The organism is Acetobacter orleanensis, from assembly GCF_001581005.1.
In the GTDB taxonomy this organism is placed as follows: domain Bacteria; phylum Pseudomonadota; class Alphaproteobacteria; order Acetobacterales; family Acetobacteraceae; genus Acetobacter; species Acetobacter orleanensis.
This window is the reverse complement of sequence record NZ_LHZV01000053.1, coordinates 1-23,104: the sequence shown is the minus strand read 5'-3', so window position 1 is coordinate 23,104 and position 23,104 is coordinate 1. Positions and strand designations below refer to the sequence as shown.

The 23,104-nt window shown below is 58.0% G+C and carries 18 protein-coding genes and 1 tRNA gene; 5 read left to right on the top strand and 14 right to left on the bottom strand.

Features of this window, described 5'->3' with window-relative positions; all coding sequences use genetic code 11:
• Nucleotides 1-84: 84 nt before the first annotated feature.
• The 5 genes from clpX to AD949_RS04215 form a co-directional block, all read right to left on the bottom strand.
• Nucleotides 85-1,350 (bottom strand): ATP-dependent Clp protease ATP-binding subunit ClpX, encoded by a 1,266-nt coding sequence (clpX, locus tag AD949_RS04235; protein ID WP_048834901.1) that lies wholly within the window; start codon nt 1,348-1,350, stop codon nt 85-87.
• A gap of 120 nt (nt 1,351-1,470) precedes the next feature.
• Nucleotides 1,471-2,133, bottom strand: coding sequence for an ATP-dependent Clp protease proteolytic subunit (locus AD949_RS04230; RefSeq protein WP_025827015.1), 663 nt, complete (start codon nt 2,131-2,133; stop codon nt 1,471-1,473).
• A 169-nt stretch (nt 2,134-2,302) separates the two neighbouring features.
• Nucleotides 2,303-3,637 (bottom strand): trigger factor, encoded by a 1,335-nt coding sequence (tig, locus tag AD949_RS04225; RefSeq protein ID WP_048834900.1) that lies wholly within the window; start codon nt 3,635-3,637, stop codon nt 2,303-2,305.
• Nucleotides 3,638-3,738: 101 nt separating this feature from the next.
• Nucleotides 3,739-3,823, bottom strand: a tRNA-Leu gene (locus tag AD949_RS04220).
• A 31-nt stretch (nt 3,824-3,854) separates the two neighbouring features.
• On the bottom strand, nt 3,855-5,336 hold the full coding sequence (locus AD949_RS04215; protein ID WP_048834899.1) for a bifunctional ADP-dependent NAD(P)H-hydrate dehydratase/NAD(P)H-hydrate epimerase: 1,482 nt from the start codon (nt 5,334-5,336) through the stop codon (nt 3,855-3,857).
• A 162-nt stretch (nt 5,337-5,498) separates the two neighbouring features.
• Between AD949_RS04215 and AD949_RS04210 the strand changes: the two genes are divergently transcribed.
• The 3 genes from AD949_RS04210 (at nt 5,499) to AD949_RS04200 (ending at nt 9,495) form a co-directional block, all read left to right on the top strand.
• On the top strand, nt 5,499-5,954 hold the full coding sequence (locus AD949_RS04210; RefSeq protein WP_048834898.1) for a hypothetical protein: 456 nt from the start codon (nt 5,499-5,501) through the stop codon (nt 5,952-5,954).
• 305 nt (nt 5,955-6,259) lie between these two features.
• The gene (locus tag AD949_RS04205) at nt 6,260-8,170 is read left to right on the top strand and encodes a DEAD/DEAH box helicase (RefSeq protein ID WP_174766774.1); all 1,911 of its coding nucleotides are present in this window, start codon (nt 6,260-6,262) and stop codon (nt 8,168-8,170) included.
• The gene (locus AD949_RS04200; protein WP_048834896.1) at nt 8,167-9,495 is read left to right on the top strand and encodes a class I SAM-dependent RNA methyltransferase; all 1,329 of its coding nucleotides are present in this window, start codon (nt 8,167-8,169) and stop codon (nt 9,493-9,495) included. The genes AD949_RS04205 and AD949_RS04200 overlap by 4 nt, the downstream gene beginning before the upstream one ends.
• Here the strand turns inward: AD949_RS04200 and AD949_RS04195 are convergent.
• The 9 genes from AD949_RS04195 to AD949_RS04155 all read right to left on the bottom strand — a co-directional run bounded on the left by AD949_RS04195 (nt 9,443) and on the right by AD949_RS04155 (nt 17,545).
• Nucleotides 9,443-9,811, bottom strand: a complete 369-nt coding sequence (locus AD949_RS04195; protein ID WP_048834895.1) for a HesB/IscA family protein — start codon at nt 9,809-9,811, stop codon at nt 9,443-9,445. The two genes, AD949_RS04200 and AD949_RS04195, sit on opposite strands and share 53 nt — an antisense overlap.
• A 16-nt stretch (nt 9,812-9,827) precedes the next feature.
• Nucleotides 9,828-10,430, bottom strand: a complete 603-nt coding sequence (locus AD949_RS14275; RefSeq protein WP_048834894.1) for an SUF system Fe-S cluster assembly protein — start codon at nt 10,428-10,430, stop codon at nt 9,828-9,830.
• Nucleotides 10,417-10,875 carry a Fe-S cluster assembly sulfur transfer protein SufU gene (gene sufU, locus AD949_RS04185; protein ID WP_048834893.1) on the bottom strand — a complete coding sequence of 153 codons (459 nt, stop codon included), beginning with the start codon at nt 10,873-10,875 and terminating at the stop codon, nt 10,417-10,419. The genes AD949_RS14275 and sufU overlap by 14 nt, the downstream gene beginning before the upstream one ends.
• On the bottom strand, nt 10,872-12,125 hold the full coding sequence (locus tag AD949_RS04180; protein ID WP_048834892.1) for an aminotransferase class V-fold PLP-dependent enzyme: 1,254 nt from the start codon (nt 12,123-12,125) through the stop codon (nt 10,872-10,874). The genes sufU and AD949_RS04180 overlap by 4 nt, the downstream gene beginning before the upstream one ends.
• Complete coding sequence (gene sufD / locus AD949_RS04175; RefSeq protein WP_048834891.1) at nt 12,122-13,399, bottom strand: Fe-S cluster assembly protein SufD; 1,278 nt, start codon at nt 13,397-13,399, stop codon at nt 12,122-12,124. The genes AD949_RS04180 and sufD overlap by 4 nt, the downstream gene beginning before the upstream one ends.
• Complete coding sequence (sufC, locus tag AD949_RS04170; RefSeq protein ID WP_048834890.1) at nt 13,396-14,172, bottom strand: Fe-S cluster assembly ATPase SufC; 777 nt, start codon at nt 14,170-14,172, stop codon at nt 13,396-13,398. Before sufC ends, sufD begins: the two co-directional genes overlap by 4 nt.
• 11 nt (nt 14,173-14,183) lie before the next feature.
• Complete coding sequence (gene sufB / locus AD949_RS04165) at nt 14,184-15,674, bottom strand: Fe-S cluster assembly protein SufB (protein ID WP_048834889.1); 1,491 nt, start codon at nt 15,672-15,674, stop codon at nt 14,184-14,186.
• A 3-nt stretch (nt 15,675-15,677) separates the two neighbouring features.
• Nucleotides 15,678-16,142 carry an SUF system Fe-S cluster assembly regulator gene (locus AD949_RS04160; RefSeq protein ID WP_048834888.1) on the bottom strand — a complete coding sequence of 155 codons (465 nt, stop codon included), beginning with the start codon at nt 16,140-16,142 and terminating at the stop codon, nt 15,678-15,680.
• Between the two features lie 104 nt (nt 16,143-16,246).
• Complete coding sequence (locus AD949_RS04155) at nt 16,247-17,545, bottom strand: DUF445 domain-containing protein (RefSeq protein WP_048834887.1); 1,299 nt, start codon at nt 17,543-17,545, stop codon at nt 16,247-16,249.
• 108 nt (nt 17,546-17,653) lie between these two features.
• On the opposite strand from AD949_RS04155, the gene AD949_RS04150 reads away from it, so the two are divergent.
• Together AD949_RS04150 and AD949_RS04145 are read left to right on the top strand one after the other, a co-directional pair.
• Nucleotides 17,654-20,443, top strand: coding sequence for a phosphoenolpyruvate carboxylase (locus tag AD949_RS04150; RefSeq protein WP_048834886.1), 2,790 nt, complete (start codon nt 17,654-17,656; stop codon nt 20,441-20,443).
• 165 nt (nt 20,444-20,608) lie between these two features.
• A complete protein-coding gene (locus AD949_RS04145) occupies nt 20,609-22,768 on the top strand; it encodes an AsmA family protein (protein ID WP_048834885.1) in 2,160 nt (719 codons plus the stop codon).
• Nucleotides 22,769-23,104 lie beyond the last annotated feature (336 nt).

The following is a 23,104-nucleotide window of genomic DNA, read 5'->3' as shown; positions in this document are numbered from 1 at the left end:
TACGAACGCCCCATTCTGCAATGGGTTAACCAGAAAACCCGGCCAGCAGGGCTTGCACCCTGCTGGCAGTTGTTTTGCAGTTCTTCAGGCTGACTGTTCCGCCGGAACCGTTTTCCCTTTGCCATAGACATAGACCGGGCTTGTTTTTTCCTCGGCTACGTCACGGTTCACCACCACTTCTTCCACATTATCAAGGCCGGGAAGATCGAACATGGTGTTCATCAGGATGCTTTCCATGATGGACCGCAGGCCACGGGCTCCCGTCTTGCGGGTAATGGCACGATCCGCAATGGCCTTCAGCGCATCATCCGTAAAAGAAAGCTCGGTATCTTCCATCTGGAACAGGCGCTGATACTGCTTGACCAGAGCATTTTTCGGCTCGGTCAGAATACGGATCAGAGCCGCTTCATCCAGATCGCCCAACGTGGCCAGAACTGGCAGACGGCCAATAAATTCCGGGATCAGCCCGAACTTCATCAGATCTTCCGGCTCCACATCGTGCAGGATTTCACCAGTTTTCCGCTCGTCCGGAGACTGAACATCGGCCCCAAAGCCAATGCTGCTCCCCTTGCCACGCGCCGAAATGATTTTATCCAGTCCGGCAAAAGCCCCACCGCAGATAAAGAGCATATTGGTGGTATCCACTTGCAGGAATTCCTGCTGCGGATGCTTACGCCCACCCTGTGGCGGCACAGACGCCACAGTACCTTCCATCAGCTTCAGTAGAGCCTGCTGCACGCCCTCGCCGCTCACGTCACGCGTGATGGAGGGATTGTCAGACTTGCGGGAAATCTTGTCGATTTCGTCGATATAGACAATGCCGCGCTGCGCCCGCTCCACATTGTAGTCAGATGCCTGCAACAGCTTGAGGATGATGTTTTCAACATCCTCACCCACGTAACCGGCTTCGGTCAGCGTGGTAGCATCCGCCATGGTGAACGGGACATCCAGAATACGGGCGAGCGTCTGCGCAAGCAGCGTCTTGCCGGAACCGGTAGGACCAACCAGCAGGATGTTGGACTTTGCCAGTTCAACATCATTACCTTTGGTCGCCTGCGTCAGCCGCTTGTAGTGGTTATGCACCGCAACAGAGAGAACCTTTTTGGCCTCAAACTGCCCGATGACATAATCATCCAGAACCTTGCAGATTTCCTTGGGAGTCGGAACGCCTTCGCGTGACTTCACCAATGTCGTCTTGTGCTCTTCACGGATAATATCCATGCAGAGTTCCACACACTCATCGCAGATAAACACGGTCGGTCCGGCAATAAGCTTGCGTACCTCGTGCTGCGATTTCCCGCAGAAAGAGCAATAGAGCGTGTTTTTGGAATCACCGGACTTTGCGTTCATCAGTCCACTCCTCTGAACGTCCCGGACCTCGCGAAAACAGGCGCCGGGTTATCAACTCTATCTGCCTTGCTGCGGGCAGACCACCCCTGACACTGAACAGGAGAATTTGTGTACACCAGATTAAGGATGGCTTTTATCCTTCTTTCCAGTTTCTGTGGCCTTATGATGACTGATCACCTTATCAACAATCCCGAAAGACTTCGCTTCCTCGGCTGACATATACGTATCGCGCTCCAGCTTCTGCTCAATGTCCTCAAGCGTCTGGCCGGTGTGCTCACGATAGATCTCATTCAGGCGTTGCCGGATAATAAGGATTTCCTTGGCCTGAATTTCAATATCACTGGCCTGCCCCTGTGCGCCGCCGGAGGGCTGATGCACCATCACACGCGCATTAGGCAGAGCAAAGCGACGCCCGGCTTCTCCACCTGCAAGCAGCAGTGAGCCCATGGAGGCTGCCTGACCAATACAGACAGTGCTGACCGGGCTGCGGATGTACTGCATGGTGTCGTAGATTGCGAGACCTGCGGACACAACGCCACCGGGGCTGTTAATATAGAAAGAAATTTCCTTCGTCGGGTTTACGCTTTCCAGATAAAGGAGCTGTGCGGAAATCACAGACGCAACCTGATCATAGACCGGGCCGGTCAGAAAGATAATCCGTTCCTGAAGCAGGCGGGAGTAGATATCAAATGCCCGCTCGCCCCGAGAGGTCTGTTCGACCACCATCGGCACCAAAGCGTTGCTGAAAACCTCAACGGGATCACGATCCCTCATGTCAGTCATTCCCGTAAAAAACCTGCACCATCCCTCCCCTGCTTCCGTCCGGAGACGCAAACTGGTTCAGGCACTCTCCATCAAGATAGAGATAAAGTGGCAAGATGCCACCCCGGAAAAGAAAATCTGCCCCGAAAAAAAGTATCCCGCCGATTTACACCGGCGGGATACGATTTTCTCAGATATCAGCCGGAGGAATATCCGATAACTCTTCCGGAGTGACTTCCTTGTCTTCCACTTTCGCGAGTTCAATCAGATAATCGACAACTTTGTTCTCGAAAATCGGACCGCGAAGGGATTCAACAGCCTGCGGGTTATTCTGGAAGAAGGTGAAGACTTCTTTTTCCTGCCCCTGATACCGCATGGCTTCTGCACGCATAGCGCGACCCAGCTCGTCCTGTGTGACCGTAATGGCGTTCTTGCGGCCGATTTCTGCCAGCAGCAGACCAAGCTTTACGCGGCGTTCGGCGATCTTGCGATAGTCGGCGCGCAGCGTGTCTTCGTCTTTATCCTTGTCTTCGTCGTCAAGCTGACCGGCTTTACGGTCGGCTTCAACGCGCTGCCAGATCTGCTCGAATTCCGCATCAACCATGCCCTGCGGAGCCTGAAAGTCGGTTTTCGTTGCCAGAGCGTCCAGCAGTTCGCGCTTGATGCGCAGACGGGAAAGCTGATCGTATTCGCCTTCAATCTGCTTGCGGACGAGGTCACGCAGCTGATCCAGCGTTTCAAAGCCCAGCAGCTTGGCCAACTCATCATCAATCGGCGCATCAACAGGCTTTTTCAGCTCTTTGACGGTGATGTCAAAGGTTGCTTCCTTGCCAGCCAGTTCTTCCGCGCCGTAGTTTTCCGGGAACGTCACGGTGATGATTTTTTCTTCACCGGGCTTCATGCCCTCAATCTGCTCAGCAAAGCCGGGGATGAAACCTTCGCCGCCGATTTCAACATTGACGTCCTGCGCCGTGCCACCGTCAAACGGTACGCCATCGCGCTTGCCAACGAAATCGACGGAAACAACGTCACCCATCACAGCCGGACGGACGTCCTCAACCGTTTCAAAGGTGCGCTGACGCTTGGCGACATCGGCCAGAATCTTGTCAACAGCTTCATCGCTGGCAACTGCCTTCAGACGTGTCAGAGACAGGTCAGACAGGTCCGGCACAGTGATTTCTGGCAGAATTTCGGTTTCAACCTTAAATTCAAGGTCTTTCCCGTCATCGTCCTGACCGCTCACCAGTTCAACCTGCGGCTGACCAGCCGGACGCAGACCGCGTTCTTCCAGAACGGCGCGCAGCGCGTCGGACACAGCCTGCTCCAGCACTTCGGCGCGCACGGCGTCACCATGACGCTGACGAGCCACGGAAACCGGCACCTTGCCCGGGCGGAAACCTGGAAGAGTCAGGTTAGCGGCAACCTCTTTCAGACGCGCATCGCGCTTTTCTGCAAGCTCTGCTGCCGGAATGGTAATGGTGAAACCACGCTTCAGCCCTTCGGTGAGGGTGTCAGTAACCTGCATCTGCCAGGCCTTCCTTTCGGTACAAACTCAAATTTCCCGCTGCATTGTGCCGAGAGAGGCTGCCGCGGAACAGGACGGGAGCACTAAAAAACCAAAAAACATGGTACGGGCGGAGGGACTTGAACCCCCACGACTTGCGCCACCAGAACCTAAATCTGGCGTGTCTACCAATTCCACCACGCCCGCACGGAAAAACCCCGCCGCAAGTTGCGTGGACTTAGCCCAGAGTGTTGCTCCCGGCAAGAGACCCTCTGCACTTCTGTGCATATTCATGCTGCAAGCGGGTCGCTTTTTCCCGCGCAGGGCCCAAATAACGGTCCAAATCTTCGGCTATCGGCCACGCGCCGGCCTGAATTCCGGCCTCACCATGCAGCCAAACGCCAGCACAAGCGGCATCCCAGACCGGCATTCCGGCAGCCAGCAGAGCCGCAATCACACCAGAGAGCGTATCGCCAGACCCGGCGGTGCCCAATGCGGGACTCGCATGATCATTGATAGCCAACCGCCCGTCTGGCGCTGCAATCAGGGTAGAGGCCCCTTTTAGCACGACAACCGCGTCAAGCTCCGCCGCAGCCGTCCGCACAGCTTCCGGCGGATTCCGGCCCGGCGGACCAAACACTTTGGTAAATTCCCCGATATGCGGCGTGATGACCGACACCCCTTTCAGTTTTTCTGGACACCCGGCCGCAGCGGAAAGCGCGCCAGCATCCGCAAGGACAGATTTTTGCGCAGCCAGTAACATTGGCAGCGTTTGCGCAACCTCGCCTTCCGTCAGGCCCGGCCCGCAGACCCACACAGTGCGTCTTTCATCCTCAAGAAGGGTCTCCAAGGGCCCCTCATCCACCACTAACCCCGGAGCCCCCAACCTGTAAGCAGCCGCGGCCTCTCCAGCGGCAAGCCGCACCAACCCGGCACCCACGGCGCGCGCCCCGCCAGCACAAAGCCGCGCAGCGCCTGGCATGGTGGCTCCCGCACACACACTTACGACACCGCGCGTATATTTATGACTTTCTGGCCCCGGCTCAGGCAGGCACCACAATCCCGGCGCGTTCCGCCATGTTTGCGCGGGAACCCGCGCCAGCGCCTGCTCGGGCATGCCGATGTCCGCCAGCACGAGTTGCCCCATGAAACCTCGGCCCGGATAAAGCAGGTGGCCCGGTTTGAAGCGGCAAAACGTAACTGTCAGGGCAGCGTGCGGTGCATAGCCGCACACTTGCCCTGTCGCACCATCAATGCCGGACGGGATATCGACGGCCACGATTTTGCGGGCTGCCCGCAACAGGTCAGCAGGCAGACCGGAGAGATCCCGGCTCAATCCTGCGCCGAATAGGGCATCAATTACCAGATCGGCCCGCTCTACTTCCGCAAGAGCAAACGGCACCCGCACACCGTCAAACCGCGCCGAAGCCTCTGCGGCTGGAGACCCTACCTGCGGCGGGACCATGGCTGCAACCGCAACCGGCCAGCCTGCTTCCACCAGAAAACGAGCGGCCACAAACCCATCTCCGCCATTATTGCCCGGCCCGCACAACACAAGAACTCGACACGGCCGCATGAAGCGACGCACGGCCCGCGCAACAGCACGGCCCGCATGTTCCATCAGTTCCGTAACGGGCATAAAATGTGAAGCAAGCTGATCCACACGCCCCATTTCATCCGGTGTATAAAGGCTAAGCGGTGAAAGTGGGGATACGGGCATGGAGATCCTCCTAAAGGAAGGGAGCCAGAAGACTGCCGGAAGAATAACTGACTTGCACCCCGGCCCTCCCCTTGGCAATCAGACAGCGTGTCTGGCGCAGTTACAGCAGCCTGAGGCTGCCGTTTCTGTTTTTGAATTCAGTTTTTATCGAGCGGAGTCTGCATGCCTCATTCCATTCTCTGGAGCGTCATCCTCGCTCTGCATATTATCAGCGTCATGTTCTGGGTTGGTGGCACGGCCTACGCCGCCATTATCATGCGCAAAAGTCTCTCCCTGCTGGACGCGACACAGCGCAATTCCGTGCAACTGCAATCTCTAGGTCGCTTTTTCCGGGTACTGATGCATGTCATCCCCACAGCCCTGATTACCGGCTGGCTGATGATCATTCATGAAGGCGGCTTTGCGCAGGCGCCGTGGACCACCAACCTCATGCAGCTTGTCGGTTTGATCATGGCTGCTCTGTATGTGCGGGTGCTTACCGGGCCGTTCCAGAAAGCACGCCGCGCCATCCGTCCGCAGCCTGCCCTGTTCGACTCGATCCGCAACCAGATCCTTGTTATCATGGCGCTGGGTGTGATTGCCGTGCTGGCTGCATCACTGGGCCACCCGTTCCTGTAAAATAAGGCGTAAAGATGGGGAAAGCTTGATTCCGGCGGCAAATGCCTTTAATCGCAGCAAGCGCCTGACCGGCTTCAGCTTCTCTCCCTTCTCCGGCTTCCGGAGCATGGAAAAATCAGGGCCAGTCGGTCCATTCCTAGTGTAACGACTGAAGTATCTCCGAGAGCATATTGATAGCCAAAACGCCCACCCGCCCCCGCAAGACCACGACGCGCAGCCGTACAAAAACGGCAGCCACGGCTGTAGACACAGCTGCAACGGAGACGGGTGCGGAAGCGCTTGAGGTTGCCCCTGCCGAACAGGCAGTGCCACCTAAAAAACCTGTACGGCGGCGGCGCAAGGCTGCTGAACCGACAGACGCTGCTCCGGAAGAGGTCTCAACGAAACAGGCTCCCACCGAGCCCGCAAGTGAAGACGCAGCCGTGGCGGAAGAGGCTCCCAAGCCGAAACGCCGCCGTGCCGCCCCTGCCAAAAAGCCAACCAAAAAGGCTACGACTAAAGCTGCTCCGGCCCCAACCGAAAACGCGACAGACTCTGAGACGCCAGCCGCTGAACCGCTGACGGCCAAAACAGAATCCGTTGAGCCACCCGCGCCCGCTGAGCCTGTAGCCGTGGCGCCCGTAGCAGACGCACCGGCTAAAGATAGCGCAGCCGTAAGCCCGGCACCGGAAAAAGAACTGGTGGTAGAAGTCGATTCCAAAGCGACATTTGCTGACCTGCACCTTTCCGAGCCGATCCTGCGCGCCGTGACGGAAATGGGCTATATCCACCCCACCCCCATTCAGGAACAGGCCATCCCCGCCATTCTGATGGCGAAAGATGTGCTGGGTGTGGCGCAGACCGGCACCGGCAAGACGGCATCCTTCACGCTGCCCATGCTGGAAATTTTATCTGGCTCACGAGCCAGAGCCCGTATGCCGCGCTCCCTGATTCTGGAACCAACGCGGGAACTGGCCCTTCAGGTTGCTGAAAATTTCGTCAATTACGGCAAACATCTCAAACTGACCCATGCTCTGCTGATTGGCGGCGAGAGCATGGCGGACCAGAAAGAAGTATTGAACCGCGGCGTGGACGTGCTGATTGCAACGCCCGGTCGCCTGCTGGATCTGTTTGAGCGTGGCGGGCTGCTGCTGACCCAGACGCGTATTCTGGTGATAGATGAAGCCGACCGCATGCTGGACATGGGCTTCATTCCTGACATTGAAAAAATTGTCGGCCTGCTGCCTGTTAACCGCCAGACACTTTTCTTCTCTGCCACCATGGCTCCTGCCATCCGGCATCTAGCTGATGCATTCCTGAGGACTCCCAAGGAAATCACGGTCAGCCGTGCGTCCTCCGTGGCTACAACCATTACCACTGGTCTGGTGATTGTGGATGAGCACAGCAAGCGTGACACACTCCGCAAGCTGCTGCGTGACCCCACACTGCAGAACGCCATTGTGTTCTGTAACCGCAAGCGGGATGTCGATGTGCTGATGCAATCCCTGCAAAAGCATGGATTTTCAGTCGGCGCGCTGCATGGTGACCTGCCGCAGTCTGTCCGGTTCGCAACGCTTGAAAAATTCAAGAATGGCGAGCTGAAAATTCTGGTCTGCTCCGACGTGGCAGCCCGCGGCATTGATATTGGCGGTCTCTCGCACGTCTTCAATTTCGACCTCCCCTTCCACGCGGAAGATTATGTCCACCGCATTGGCCGCACAGGCCGCGCTGGGAAGGAAGGCCACGCGTACAGTCTGGCGACTCCGTACGACAAAAATCTGGCTGACGCCATTGAGACTCTGACCGGCAAAACAATTCCGCGTCTGGAGTTTGCCGGTATTGAGCAACTGGACTGGTCGGACGAAAAGCGTCCGGCTCATGGCCGACGCAAAGACAAACCCGCTTCGAAAAACCAGAATGGTGGACGTGGCGAGAAAACGGCCAATGCCTCGCAGCAGCATAAACCTGCCGCACCAAAACCAGCTCCGGCTCCCGCTCCCGCAGCACCTGCACCTGCACCTGCACCTGCTGCGCAGCAGGATACGCGCCGTGCACAGGGCCGTCCGCCTCGCCGGGATGAAGTGGCGCCTATGCCTGCTGGTGATGTCGTCGGGTTCGGTAATTCCATGCCTGCCTTCATGCAGTTGCCGCGCCGCACAACCAATCTGGCGGATTTGCCCGTACCGACCGCAGATGTTTCTGTATCTGAAGAAGAGGCCGCAAAGCACTCAACGTGACAGCTCACCCCCCGGAGCAGCACGCTTCAGACCTTCGCGATGTAACAATTACCTATCTTGGCGCACAGGGAGATGGAGCAGCCGTTCTGGCAGATGGCCAGACGCTGCACATCCCCTACACCTTGCCCGGTGAGCGGGTAGAGGCAGAACGCACCGCCTCCGGCAAGTGGATTGCCAAGGAAATTCTCACTGCTTCTCCAGACAGAACCGAGCCACCCTGCCCGCTATTCGGCACGTGTGGCGGCTGCACGCTTCAGCACATGGACCGCGCGGCTTTGCTTGTCTGGAAAACAGACCGGGTTATGGCCGCCCTGAAAAAAGCCGGGTTTTCCGACCTGCCACAGCCGCAGGCCTTTCAGGTTCCTCCGCATAGTCGCCGCCGGGCAGATTTGGCCGTGCGCAGAAATGGCAAAGATATTCTGCTGGGTCTCCATGCGCGTGGCAGCACGGAGAGTGTTGACCTGACAACCTGCCCTGTTCTGCACCCTGCCATTATGGACTGTCTGCCAGCACTGCGGCAGACGCTCAGAAGTCTGGAAGGGCTGTATCGGGCTGGCGATCTGCGGATCAATCTGCTCGAATCGGGGCTAGATATTCTTCTGGTAACGGATGGCCCGCTTTCCACCGTGGACCGCGCCAGACTCGCGGCGTTATCAGCAGAACAGAACATTCCCCGTATCTGCTGGCAAAGACAGGGCGAGCAAGGTCTGCCGGAAACAGCGGCGCAGACGCGCAGCGTGCAGCATACGCTGGCCGGGTTTACAGTCAGCCCGCCAACGGGCGCTTTCTTTCAGGCGACAGCCGAGAGCGAATCGCTCATTCAGCAGGCGGTGCTGGATGCGCTCCCCAAGCTAAACAAGCGTGATATTGTCATTGAGCTTTATGCTGGCTGCGGCACGCTCAGCTTCCCGCTGGCCACCCGCGCGCGGGTTCTAGCCTATGAAGGGTATCAACCTGCGGCAACAGCCCTGAAAAATGCGGCTGGCGGCACCCGGCTGGAAGTCGCCTGCCGGGACCTGAACCGTCAGCCTATTATGGCGAAGGAACTTGCTCAGGCCGGATGCGTGGTGCTGGACCCGCCCCATGCCGGAGCAAAACTGCAAATGGCGCAGCTTACCCTCGGCAAACCGCGCAACGTGATTTATGTCAGTTGTAACCCTGCTGCTTTAACAAAAGACGCCGCAGCCCTGCACGCCGCAGGCTATCGCCTGAACAGCGTGACAGTGATCGACCAGTTCCTGTGGTCAACCGAGGTCGAGGCTGTTTGCAGCTTCAAACATGAAAGCTCTCGCCGCAGCCGCACCGGCCTTTCTCATTCGGGTTGAGGAAAACAAACCCTTCCTCAAGTTCCGTCTGATGATAGTCCATCTGCGTGCCGATCAGGAACAGGGTGGCCTTACGGTCCACCAGCAGCGTCACCCCTTTATCTGAGACGACTTCGTCCCCATCCAGAGGGGTTTCCACAAACTGCATATCGTAGGCTTTGCCGGAGCAGCCTTTGGTTGTCACGCTGATGCGCAGCACGTGCCCGGCATGAGCCGTCTTATACAAATGCTCAAGCCGTTCCGCCGCGGCGTCCGAAAGGCGCATTAACGGGGGCAACGCATTTTTTGTGGGCGGCACAACACTAGTCTGAGACATCGGTCCGTCCTTTCACTTAAAACATATTCAGGGCAAGGCGGGCTTCATCACTCATGCGGGACATATCCCATGGCGGATCCCACACCACCTCGACCTGTGCTGAGGCCACGCCAGAAACTTTCTCCACGGCCTCTTTAACCTGCACCGGCAGTTCCTGCGCGCTGGGGCAGTTAGGGGCCGTGAGGGTCATTTCGATTTTCACCCGGCCATCATCATACAGATCAATTGCATAGATCAGGCCGAGTTCATAAATATTCACCGGAATTTCCGGGTCATGAACCGTTGCGATGGCTTCAATCACGGCGTCTTCCGAAACCGCGCCAGTCGCCTCGTTGCCCGCAGCCACGGATGCTGAAGTCGCACCCGTATCCGCTTCTGCCACGGCATGATCGGTGCCCTCCGCCGTAGCCGCACTGGCACTGGCACTGGCACTGGCACTGGCACTGGCACTGGCACTGGCAGACGCAGCATCATCGGCGTCCGGCGTCCAGCTTTCAAACCGGGCGGTTTCAGCCTCTGCCTGCGGCGCATCAGCGTGCAGGATGTCGGTTGTGGTCATCTGCTCTGTTGTATCCTGTTCCTGCATTTCAGGAGCATGCACCTTTTCAGACAGCGACATGAGAAAGGGCCTCCTTCAAAGCAACCCAAGGCAATTCCGCACACCGAATTCTGGCCCGGTGCGCACGCAGCGGGGCGAATGCTTCCAGCGGCCCCAGTGCGGTTGTATCTGTCGTAGTCTCCGGTGTGCTGGCAGGTTCACCCACCAGCATAGCGGAAAATTTCTGGCTGAGTTCCTGCGCCTGAGCGACGGTCCGCCCTGTCACGCGCTCAGCCATCAAATCGGCTGCGGCAAGACAGATGGCGCAGCCACGGGTGTGATGTCTGATGTCACGGATATGGGTATCCGCCATCACAATATCTACCCGGGTCTTGTCTCCGCACAGCGGATTTTTCCCCTCACCCTGTGCGTCAGCCTGTTCAAGCCGACCAGCATATTGAGGGGTGCGGGCGCGCTCGACAATCAGCCGATCATATAATGCGCCGCTGTCCGCTATGCTGTTCACACAAAGAAGTTCCGGATGCGCACCAGCGTATCCGCCAGCGTGTCAATCTCTTCCGGCAGTGTGTAAACACCAAAACTGGCTCGGGCCGTAGCACTCAGCCCAAGGCGCCGCATAAGCGGTTCCGCGCAATGATGCCCGGCGCGCACGGCAATCCCGTTACGGTCCAGCAAAGTCGCAATATCATGCGGGTGGACATCGTCCATGGTGAAGGAAATCACCCCGCCGCGCTCTTTGGGCTGCCCCACAATCTTGAGGCCCGGCACATCGGCCAGACGCTTCAGCCCATAGGTCGTCAGAGCAGCCTCATGCGCGGTAATGGCATCAAACCCGATGGTCTCAATCCATGAGATAGCGGCGCCAAGACCGATAGTCTCGATAATGGCCGGAGTCCCCGCTTCAAACTTGTGCGGCACATTGGCCCATGTGGATTTTTCAAACGAGACCGTGGAGATCATATCTCCACCACCAAGAAATGGGGGCATGGCCTCCAGCAAATCCTTACGAGCCCAGAGCACGCCAATGCCCGTCGGACCATAGAGTTTGTGGCCGGTAAAGGTGTAAAAATCCGCCCCCAGCGCCTGCACGTCCGTTTTACGATGCACCACAGACTGGCTGCCATCAAACAGAACCTGCGCGCCTGCCGCATGTGCCATATCGGCAATGGTTCTGGCAGGGGTTATCGCCCCAAGCACGTTGGACATATGGGTGACGGCAACCAGCGCCACCTTCCCATCTGCCAGCAGGCCTTGCAGAGCCTCAAGGTCAATATCCCCGGCATCCGTAATGGGAGCCACGCGCAGCTCTATCCCCACGCGGTCCCGCAGCATCTGCCATGGGATCAGATTTGCATGGTGTTCCAATTCGGAAATCACCACAGCCTGTCCGGGTTTGAGTAGGGAGCCGAAGGAATGCGCCACCAGATTGATGGCTTCCGTGCTGTTGCGCGTGAAGATAATTTCGTCACGAGACGGCGCGTTCAGGAACTGCGCCACCTGATCGCGCACGGCCTCATACGCTTCTGTCGTGCGCTCACTCATCCAATACAGGCCACGATGGATGTTGGCGTACTGGGTGCGCATGGTCTCTGCCATGGCGTCAATCACCGCATCCGGCTTTTGGGCGGATGCCGCGCTATCCAGAAAAACCAGCGGACGGTCATGCACTTTTTGCGAGAGGATAGGAAATTGCTTGCGAATGGCTGCAACATCCAGATCCTGCCGGATTTTGTCCTGCATAGAGACTGATGTCATGCGTTCTCTCCTGCAACGGGAAAAGACCGGGCCAGCATCTGCGTGCACAGGGTGCGGGCGGTCTCATCCTCAATCAGACCCAGCGCTTCATCCAGAAAGGCATGGATAAGAATCTGGCGCGCTTCCGCATCTGGCACACCACGGCTGCGCAGATAGAAAAGCTGGTCTTCATCCAACGCGCCAACCGTTGCGCCGTGGCTGCATTTTACGTCATCCGCGTAAATTTCCAGCTCGGGCTTGGCGTCAATTTCCGCGTTTTCGGAGAGTAGAAGCGCCTGATTCATCTGGTAGCCATCTGTCTTCTGGGCGACCCGGTCCACATAGACCTTACCCTGAAAGACACCGCGCGCATGACCATCCAGCACATTCCGCACGGTCTGGCGGGACGTACAATCCGGCGCTGCATGTGTGATCACGCTGGTCACGTCACCAATCTGACGGCTGCCCAGCATCTGTGCGCCATTCACATGCACAATCGCAAAGGGGGCGGCCAGCCGGGCATGAATTTCCTGCCGCGATAGCGCGCCACCCAGACCCAGCACAAAGCTGTCATACGTGCCGCGCTCTGCCACCTGTGCGTAGGTGGTGGCGAGGCAGGCCGCGTCCTGCCCCTCTGCCTGAAGCGTGACATGCCGCAGGTTGGCCTGTGCCGCTACGCTGATTTCCAGCACGGGATTATGCAGATACCGCCCCTGCCCGGCCTGAATGCTAATAAGGGTCAGTTCCGCGCCCTCCTCCAGCGTCACGGAATGACGCGGGTGAAAGGAGACGGACGCATCCGTCTGGCCGAGGGAGACCAGCAGGACATGACCGGCTTTCTTGCCAGCAGGCACGTGCAGTTGCGCACCATCGGTTGCCAGAGCAGCATTCAGGGCTGTCAGCGGATCACGGTCCGGGCAGGACAGCGTGCCGAATGTCTGGGTCTTTGCAAAGAAAGACACCTCGACGTCCGCTGGCGGCACGGAAAATGCCTCGGCATAGCGTCCGTTAACGAACACCAGACGCGGCAAATCTGCCAGTGGGCCAGTGCTCAGCCCGAGATTTTCAAGCTGCGCCTGCACCTGTGCGACATCGTAAATATCAGCCGGAGCCGCCAGCGGGGTTTCCGCAAGAAAACGGAGGCTGGTATAGCGCCATTCCTCAACGCGGCGGTCAGGCAGTCCGCTTTTGTGCAAAGCGCCTATCGCAGCCTTGCGCACTGAGTCTGTCAGCCCGTCCAGACGTGCGCCGAACGGAGCCAGCGTGCCTGATCGATCTTGTGTGATTGCACTCACGCCGCCGCTGCCTCCGCAAGAAACCGTGTGTAGCCTTCACGGTCGATCTGCTGCGCCAGTTCCGGCCCGCCGGAATGGATAATCCGGCCCTGAGCCATTACGTGAATACGGTCCGGCACAAGATAATCCAGCAGGCGCTGGTGATGGGTAATAACCAGTGCTGAGAAGCTGGGTGAGCGCAGGCGGTTTACGCCCTCCGCCACAATCCGCAGGGCATCCACATCCAAGCCGCTATCCGTTTCATCCAGAATGGCGAAGGACGGCTCAAGAAGTGTCATCTGCAACACTTCATTGCGCTTTTTCTCACCACCCGAGAAGCCGACATTCACATTCCGCTTCAGCATGTCCGGGGCCATGGAAAGATCCTTGGCGGCGGCCCGCGCCGTCTTCAGGAAGGCGACGGCATCCAGCTCATCCTGCCCGCGTGCGCGGCGTACGGCGTTAACGGCCGTGCGCAGGAAGTTGGCGTTGTTGACCCCCGGCAGTTCAATGGGGGACTGAAAGGCCAGAAAAAGGCCCGCCGCTGCACGCTCTTCCGGCTCCATGCCCAGCAGGTCCTGCCCCTGAAAGGTCACGCTGCCTGCCGTCACTTCATAATCCTCACGCCCGGCCAGAACGTAGGACAGGGTAGATTTCCCAGACCCGTTCGGCCCCATAATGGCGTGAACCTCACCCGGCGGGATGCTGAGATCCACGCCCTTGAGAATTTCTTTTTCCTGCCCGTCAGCATCAATCCGGGCGCACAGACCGGAGATATCCAAAAACTGGGTCATGTATGCACTCCTTACCCTACGCTGCCTTCAAGGCTGATCTGCAATAATTTCTGAGCTTCCACGGCAAACTCCATGGGCAACTCTTTCAGGACGTCCCGGCAGAAGCCGTTGACGATAAGCCCCACCGCGTCCTCTTCCGACAGGCCACGCTGACGGCAGTAGAAGAGCTGATCTTCCGAGATCTTGGAGGTGGTGGCTTCATGTTCAATCCGCGCGCCCATATTGCGGTTTTCAATATAGGGCACGGTATGCGCGCCGCACTGATCGCCGATCAGCAGGCTGTCGCACTGTGTAAAGTTCCGCGCGCCGGACGCCTTAGGCTGCACACGCACCAGACCGCGATAGGTGCTGTCCGAATGTCCGGCACTGATGGTCTTGGCGATGATGGTCGAGCGGGTATTCCGCCCGATATGGATCATCTTGGTGCCGGTATCTGCCTGCTGGTGATTGTTGGTGACCGCCACGGAATAGAATTCCCCCACGGAACCTTCCCCTTGCAGGATGCAGGACGGATATTTCCATGTAATAGCGGACCCGGTTTCCACCTGTGTCCATGAGATTTTGGAACGCGCGCCACGGCATGCGCCGCGCTTGGTCACAAAATTGTAAATCCCGCCACGACCATTTTCATCGCCGGGATACCAGTTCTGCACCGTGGAATATTTGATGGACGCATCTTCCATCGCCACCAGTTCCACCACAGCCGCATGCAACTGGTTTTCATCCCGCATCGGGGCCGTGCAGCCTTCAAGGTAGGAAACGGACGCGCCGTCTTCCACCACAATCAGCGTCCGCTCAAACTGCCCGGTATTTTTCGCATTGATGCGGAAATAGGTGGAGAGTTCCATCGGGCAGCGCACGCCTTTGGGCACGAACACGAAGGAGCCATCCGTAAAGACGGCCGAGTTCAGCGCGGCGTAGAAATTATCGCCCACCGGCACCACGCTGCCCAGATACTGGCGGACCAGATCCGGATAATCCCGCACGGCTTCGGAAATCGGGCAGAAGATGACGCCCGCTTCTTCCAGCGTTTTACGGAAGGTGGTGACGACGGAAACACTGTCAAACACCGCATCAATCGCGATCGGCGGCCGTGCTGTCTCACCTTCGGGCAGTTCCACGCCAGCCAGCATCGCCTGCTCATGCAGCGGAATGCCGAGCTTTTCATAAGTACGCAGCAGTTCCGGGTCCACTTCTTCAAGGGACTTCGGGCCGGGCTTCTTTTTAGGCGCTGCGTAATAGTGCAGGTCCTGATAATCAATCGGCGGATGAGAGACCTTGGCCCATGTCGGCTCTTTCATGGTCAGCCATGAGCGATAGGCCGCCAGCCGCCATTCCAGCAGCCATTCCGGCTCTTCTTTTCTGGCAGAAATCAGACGAATAGTGTCTTCGTTCAGCCCCTTGGGCGCGACGTCCATGTCAATGTCCGTCTCGAAACCCCATTTGTAGGAAGACTGACCGAGTTTTTCGACTGCTTCACGCGTTTCGGTGACTGCTGGCATTGTTCAAGCCCCTTCGCGTCTTGTGGTGGCGCTCATCAGAGCGTTTTTCTTCATCATGCCTGCGCCGCATGCGCTGTTCTGGCGCATGACCTCCAGAGAAATCCCTTCTAGCGTGTCCCGGATCGCCTTGTTGATGGTGTCCCAGCTCCCGCACATACCGCAGGAGACGCCAGCATCACACTCTCCGCCATCCACACACGCTGTCAGCGCAATCTTGCCATCCACTGCTGTAATCACACTGGCGACAGAAATATCCGCCAGCGAACGCGCCAGCCGATAACCGCCTTTGGCTCCGCGCTGGGACAATACTAGTTTGTTGGAGGACAAAACCTTGAGGATTTTTGCCACCGTGGGTTCCGGCACACCTGTCTCGGCTGCCAGAGCGGGGGACGTTACAACCCCATCCTGTTCGCCAAGATTGACAAGTATGACAACCGCATAGTCCGCAAGACGGGAAAGTTTCAGCATTATCCAGCCATCAGGTGATTGGAGACCAGTTAGGTCCTGTTTCAGACACATGGGACGAAGTGCGCCAAAGGTCAACCCAAAAGCAACGCACCCCAGCCAACGATCTACTGAGCGTTCAACCCGAACAACAGCCGCAGCACTGCAAACAACAGCGCCCCGACCCCAAAGCCCACCAGAGTCCCGTTAAAACGCACAAACTGGAGATCTTTCCCCACCCGCAGCTCCAGTTTTTCCGCAATCTGCACGGCATCCCATCCGGCTACGACCCGTGCGATGAAATCCGCCATGCGTTCCCGCGCAAAAGGAAGCGCTTTAACAATGGCCTTATCTACACTGTCCATAACCCGCTGCCGCATGACCGGGTCTTCCCGCAGTTGCGTGGTAATATGCGTCAACCCCTCCAGCACGAGGCTGGCAATACGGCCATCCGGGTCTTCCACATCTGCTTCCACCAGACGCCGGAAACGCTGCCAGATATCGGCCCACCAACCCACAACACTTTCGTGAGACAACACACCCATAATTGCCTGAGAAATATCACTCCCCCGCTCCGGGTCTGTCTCAATCCGGTCAATCTGGGAGCGGACCCACGCCGTAAACCCTTCCCGCAAGGTCGAGTTCTGGGGGTCAACACGTTCCAACTCTTTGCTGGCAGCCAGCAGCACCCGTGTGGCGATGGAACCACCTATCGCCCAGCCAAGCAGACGCCCGCCCTGCTCTCGCACACGCTCTTCAATCATGGTGCGCAAAGCGCCTTCTCTGGCCTGCAACCCATCCTTGATCTGGCTCAGCAGGAAGGACAGCACTTCCTGATGCCGGTCATCATCCACCAGACTGCGCAGCGCACGCGCCACAATGGGGGCCAGATTGCTGTTTCCCAGCAGGCGCGGGAAAATCTTACCAATCGCGCCGCTGGCCCGACCATCTTCCAGCCGGTCCAATATTTTGGGCATCGAGCCCAGCACGGAGCGCGTCAGCGTCTCACGCGTTGCGGGGTCATCCAGCATATTGGCCAGAAAGGTGGGAATATCCACCTGCTCCAGCACGCGCCCAACCTCTTTTTCCGTAAAGACCTGCCCGGAAACAAAACGCCCCAATGCCCGGCCCAGCCGCTCCTTCTGGGCAGGCAGAATGGCGGTATGGGGAATCGGCAGACCCATCGGGTGGCGGAACAGGGCAACCACGGCAAACCAGTCAGCCAGACCGCCCACAACGCCCGCACGCGCGCCAGCCCGGAACATTTCCAGCCAGAACCCATCCTTTACCCACCCGGCAGCCGGGGCGGCATATCCCGCAACGGTCAGTCCACCCATCCCAACCAGCAAACCTGTTGCTGCGTGCTGGTAGCGTTTGAGGGTCTTCCGGGCGGCAAGATCGCCGTCACTTTCTGGGTATGACGTCATGCACCCTGAATAGCACTCCCTTTCCGCCCTCCCAAGAGTGCGTGACGTGTTGCAGCGAAAGAGCAGACATGAAACTGTACTGCTCAGCGAACGTAAGCGAGTGCACAGATGGATTTTTCTACTCTCCCTCCAAGACTTCAGGCCATTTTTGCACCTATTTTGCAGGACAAAGAGAGCCTGCTGCCGGTGGAAGGCGTGAACCCGGTTCTCTCCACAGCCCGCCATCTGGAGGATGCGCTGGAGGAAGAGCATCTGTCTCTCTCAGATGTGACCAGTCTTGTGCAGACCCTGCGCGATTCCGCTTTCCTTCACCGCGCTAGACGGCTGCACCGCTATGTTGGCGGCACGGAAGATGCCACGACAACCAGCCGGCTGGCCGCGGTGGCGCAACGTGTTATGGCGGCACTCCCCGAACCCACCCCGGACGCTTTTCAGGCGGCTGTCAGCCCGGTGCGGTTTGCTGCGGTATTCACCGCGCACCCCACCTTTGCCGTCAGCAATCCGGTTTATACCGCTCTGGCGGACTGCGCGTCCGAGGCTGTCCTGCCAGACGTAGCCCCATTTTTTGAAACACACCGGCGGGATGAACCGCCCACTTTGGAAGAAGAATTTACCCTCGCCACGCAGGCTATCCTCCGTGCGCGGGATGCCATGGACCAGCTAAACAGTGCGCTTCTGGAAACGGCCCGCGCACATTGGCCGGACGCATGGGCCTCGATTATCCCCCGTCCAGTCATCGCGACGAGTTGGGTGGGCTACGATACGGATGGCCGCACCGATATTGGCTGGTGGGACACCCTACGCCTGCGTCTGCGTATGAAGCTGTTCCAACTGGACAGGCTGGACCAGCAGATTAGTGCAACAGGCCTCAGTGTTCCGGCCCTTACGGACCGACTGCATCAGGCCATTGCCTGCGTTAAGGCGCAAATCAGCGCCACACCGACCGGACCAGATGCGGAAGACGTGGCACGGTTTGCGGAATATCTGGTCAACAACCACGCAGGAGCCCTGCTGAACGCGGATGATCTTGCGGACGCTCTGGACGCTGCCGTGCAGAACGCGCCTCCTGCCACTCGCCTGCCGCTCGCCGTGGCACGGGCAGGTTTTATGGCGCATGGTCTGGCGCTGGCGCACACGCATGTGCGGCTTAACGCCACCCAGATTCATAATTTTGTTCGGCAAAAACTGGATATTCCAGATGACCCGGCCAGCCCGTCTCATCGTCGCGCACTCCTTGACCGCCTGAACGAGGGGCTGGAAACCGTGCAGCCCGTGCCAGTCGATTTCGGCGCGCTGATGAGTGATCCTTCTACTGCTGGCCGCCTGATGATGACGGTCGCGCAGATTACCAAACACATTGATAACAAAACCCCCGTCCGCTTTCTGATTGCTGAAACGGAAACCGGCTACACCCTGCTGGCGGCGCTCTGGACGGCGCTGCATTTTGGGGTGGCGGACAATGTGGAAATCTCTCCGTTGTTTGAAACAGAAGAGGCGCTGAGTAATGGCGACCGTATTGTGGAAGAAGCCCTGCGCTCCCCCACATGGCGGGCTTATGTACAGCGCACCGGGCGCATCAGCTTCCAGTTTGGTTATTCCGATTCCGGCCGCTATGTCGGGCAACTCGCGGCCACGTACCTCATTGAACGTCTGCGCCTGAAAATTCATGACCAACTGGTTCGCTGGAATTTGCAGGACGTGACTGTCATTTTCTTTGATACGCACGGCGAAAGCATCGGGCGCGGTGCGCATCCATTCCGTATGGCGGGGCGGCTCAGCTATCTTTCGCCACGCCATGTCCGCGCGGAATTTGCCCGAACCGGGATTGCCTGCCGGGAGGAAACGGCTTTTCAGGGGGGTGACGGTTATCTGCTGTTCGGCACACCGGCTCTGGCTGGTGCAACGCTCGCCACCATTGCGGAAAATCTGTTCAACCCGCTGCATCAGGAAGGGGACCCGGTGTATGAACAGCCGGTCTTTTCCGCGGATTTCTTCTCCAGCATTTCCGAAGGCATGCAGGCTCTAGTGGAAGACCCCGGTTATGCGGCCCTGCTGGGTGCGTTTGGCCCGGCACTGATTGACCGCACCGGCTCCCGCCCCCCGGCCCGCCAGAGCGCGGAATCGGCCACCAGCACCCGCCTGACGCACCCCAGCCAGCTTCGCGCCATTCCCAATAACGCGATTCTCCAACAGCTCGGCTGGTGCGCCAACACCCTGCAAGGCTTGGGGGCCGCTGTGCGTCGCCACCCGGAAACCTTTGAAATTTTCAACACGTCCAGCCCGCGCTTCCATCGCGCACTGGATTTTGCCCGCCATGCCCTTACCTGCTCGGATGACCGGGTCCTGCAATCCGTCATCAACCTGCTGGACCCCAGCTACTGGCTAGACCGCGCCACGGTAGAGAGCAAAGTCCCGCGCCGCGCGGCCTTCCTTACCCTGATGCACGACTTGGAAAAGCTGAATCTTTCGGCTGATTTGCGCACGATGTTCCGCCGTATTCAGGCAGATCATCTCGCCCTGCGGGAAGCGTGGGAAGACGCTCCGCATGGTGCGCCCCTCAACCGCGCCCTGCACGCCATACGCATTGCGCTGATAGAGCGTATCTGGATTCTGGCCTGCCGCATTCCGTTCTTCATGCCGCGTGGCGGCTTTAACCGGGATATGATGATGCAGCAGATTTTGCGTCTGGAAATCCCGGCTGTCCTGAAGGAAATGGTTCATATTTTCCCATCCGGCACTGTTGCCTCAAACCTTGATTTCCATGAACCACGCGGCCCGCGCGAACAGGGCATCTATGAGCGTGAACATCGGGAAATCTTCATACCTATGCAGCAAATGTTTGCACTCCTGCGTGAAATCAGTGTCGGCGTGATGCACGATATTGGTGCATTTGGCTGAACCCTGCCGCGCTCCGTTGTCAATGCCCCCCGGAACCAAACTCTTCGGGCGGGCGTTGGGTCTTTCAGGACTGACACGGAGTGCGAACTTTTTCATGCCTCACACGACCTATAGAATTTTCATTACCCGCTTTTTTCTAGAACCGGCCTCGTCAGGGGTGTCTTCATGACCGCCGCTCCCGACACGCAACGCGCCAGACACCCCGTTTTAAAAACTCTCGGGGGCGTTGCGCTTGCCGTTCTGTTGCTGATTCTTTTCTGGTCATGGGACTGGTTTGTGCCGCTGGTCAATTCCAAAGCCACAGCCCTCCTCCACCGCAAAACGACCATTGCACACCTGCATGTGCAGCTAGGCCGCGTGACCACCATAAAGGTGGACGCTCTGCGCATTGAACAACCCAAACCGTTTGAAAAAGAAAAAGACCAGTTCGCACAGGCCAAAAGCCTGACCGTTTCAGTGGATGTCTGGTCTTACCTCTGGCACCGCAGGCTACGCCTGCCACTTATTGCGCTGGAGCAGCCGACGGCGGACATTATCGCGCTAAAAAATACTGTTAATAACTACACTTTTACTGAAGATGGGAAACCTGAGAAAAAACCTGAAAAGCAGGAAAACTCTGCTTCAGCCAACTTGCCAGAAATTGGTGAACTGCGGATTACCGACGGTGCCCTGCATGTACGCTACGACCCGCTACAGGCCGACATGCAGATTGCCGTCCAGACCACCCCGCCCAAGGGGAATGACCGTGGCACGCTGCATCTTGATGCAAAAGGCGGTTATGCGCAGCAGCCGATTACGGCCCGCTTTATTGGCGGCGCGTTGCTCTCCTTTGTGACGGACAAAGCGCCTTACCCAGTTGACCTCACTGTGCAGAACGGCCCCACCAATGCCACGCTAAAAGGGGATGTTCTACACCCGATGCGCTTTGCCGGGGCACACCTTAAACTACATTTTGCCGGGCCGGATATGTCCCTGCTCTACCCGCTGACGGGTGTGCCGATTCCCCGGACCCCTGCCTACAGCATTACGGGCAATCTGGACTACAGCCGCAATCATATCCTCTTTAAGGATTTTGAAGGCAAAATGGGCAGCAGTGATATTGGTGGCACCCTTGAGTTGGACCCACACCAGAAGCCCATGAATGTGGAAGCCAACCTGCGCTCCCGGCAGGTTAATCTGGTGGATCTGGGTGGTTTTATCGGCGCCAAACCGACAGAAACTGCAAGCGAGAAAAAACAGGCCGCCAACAGCACAACCGTTCTGCCCGATACACCCATCAACATTCCGCGCCTGAACGCCATTAACGCGCATGTGACGTATCGTGGCGCCCATATCGAAAACAAGAAGCTACCGCTTGATAAGATCGATACTGAATTCTTCATCACCAATGGAGAAATCAACCTCAAACGCCTGAACTTTGCAGTCGGCAACGGCACATTGGCCAGCACCGCAACACTCAAGCCTGATGGCTCATTATTTGATACGTCCGCACGAATTGATTTCGCGCGGATTGATCTGGCTCGCGTGATGCAGGCGACGGCCAATTCCAAAGCGCGTGGTATTATTGGCGGTCACATGACGCTGAAAGCCAAAGGAAATTCCATAGCGAGCCTGATGGCTGCTGGGAATGGTGGCCTGACACTGGTGCTAGATCAGGGTGGCGACATTACCGCCATTCTGCCGGATATTATGGGCCTGCAACTTGGCAACGCCATTCTGACAGCTCTTGGCCTGCCGTCTCATACAGACATCAAATGCTTTATTGCCGATATGCCGTTAAAGAACGGCATTGTCTCAACCAACACGCTCCTGCTGGAAACAGGTGAGGCCCGGACGCTTGGGCGGGGCACTATCAACTTCAAAACCAATACGCTCGACTACGCCCTCACCACCCGCTCACAGAACCCGACCATTGCCTCCCTGCCCGGTGCCTTTCACATTAGTGGCCTCATAAAATCCCCCACCGTGCTACCCGGTGCTGAAATTCTGGGGCGTGCCGCTGCCGCAGCCGGTTTGGGTTTTGTCTTCCCGCCTCTGGCGCTTCTGCCTACCATTCAGTTCGGCGTGGGGGATCATTCCCTCTGCACCCGTGCTGTGCAGGCGGTTAACAGCAATCCCGCCGCAGGCATCGCACCCGGTGCACTTTCTCATGCCGTTGGCACCAAACGCAGCGTTGCGCCGGCCACCACACGCAACAGCGTAAAATCCAGCCAAAAGACAAAGCCGGGTAAATCTACTGGCAAACCTGCCGCAGCCCATACGCAAGAAGGCCGTATGACCCCGGCTGAAGTCCGGGCCGCGTGGGCCGCTAAACTAAAAAAATAGACCCTACCCTGCATGATGGTAAGCAAGACAATCCGGCAATGCCCGGTTGTCTTGCAGTGCCCCCCTGACGCCCTACCGACTCCCTTGTGACTGTCAGACACTCTCCCCGCCTAAGAGGCCTTAAAAAGGGCTACGGCGGACGTTGAGACGCTTCCCTCATCTATTCTCGGCTGGCTCTGAGTATGTCTTTCGATGGATACGGTCAAAAAGAAGCTCTGTCCGGTTGCCTCAGCCCAAGCGATCTGAACTTTCAGTTTAATCACCAGCACACTCGGGCCGCTGTGGTATCCGCATTCAACATTGGCACTTGGCACTTGGCACTTGGCACTTGGCACT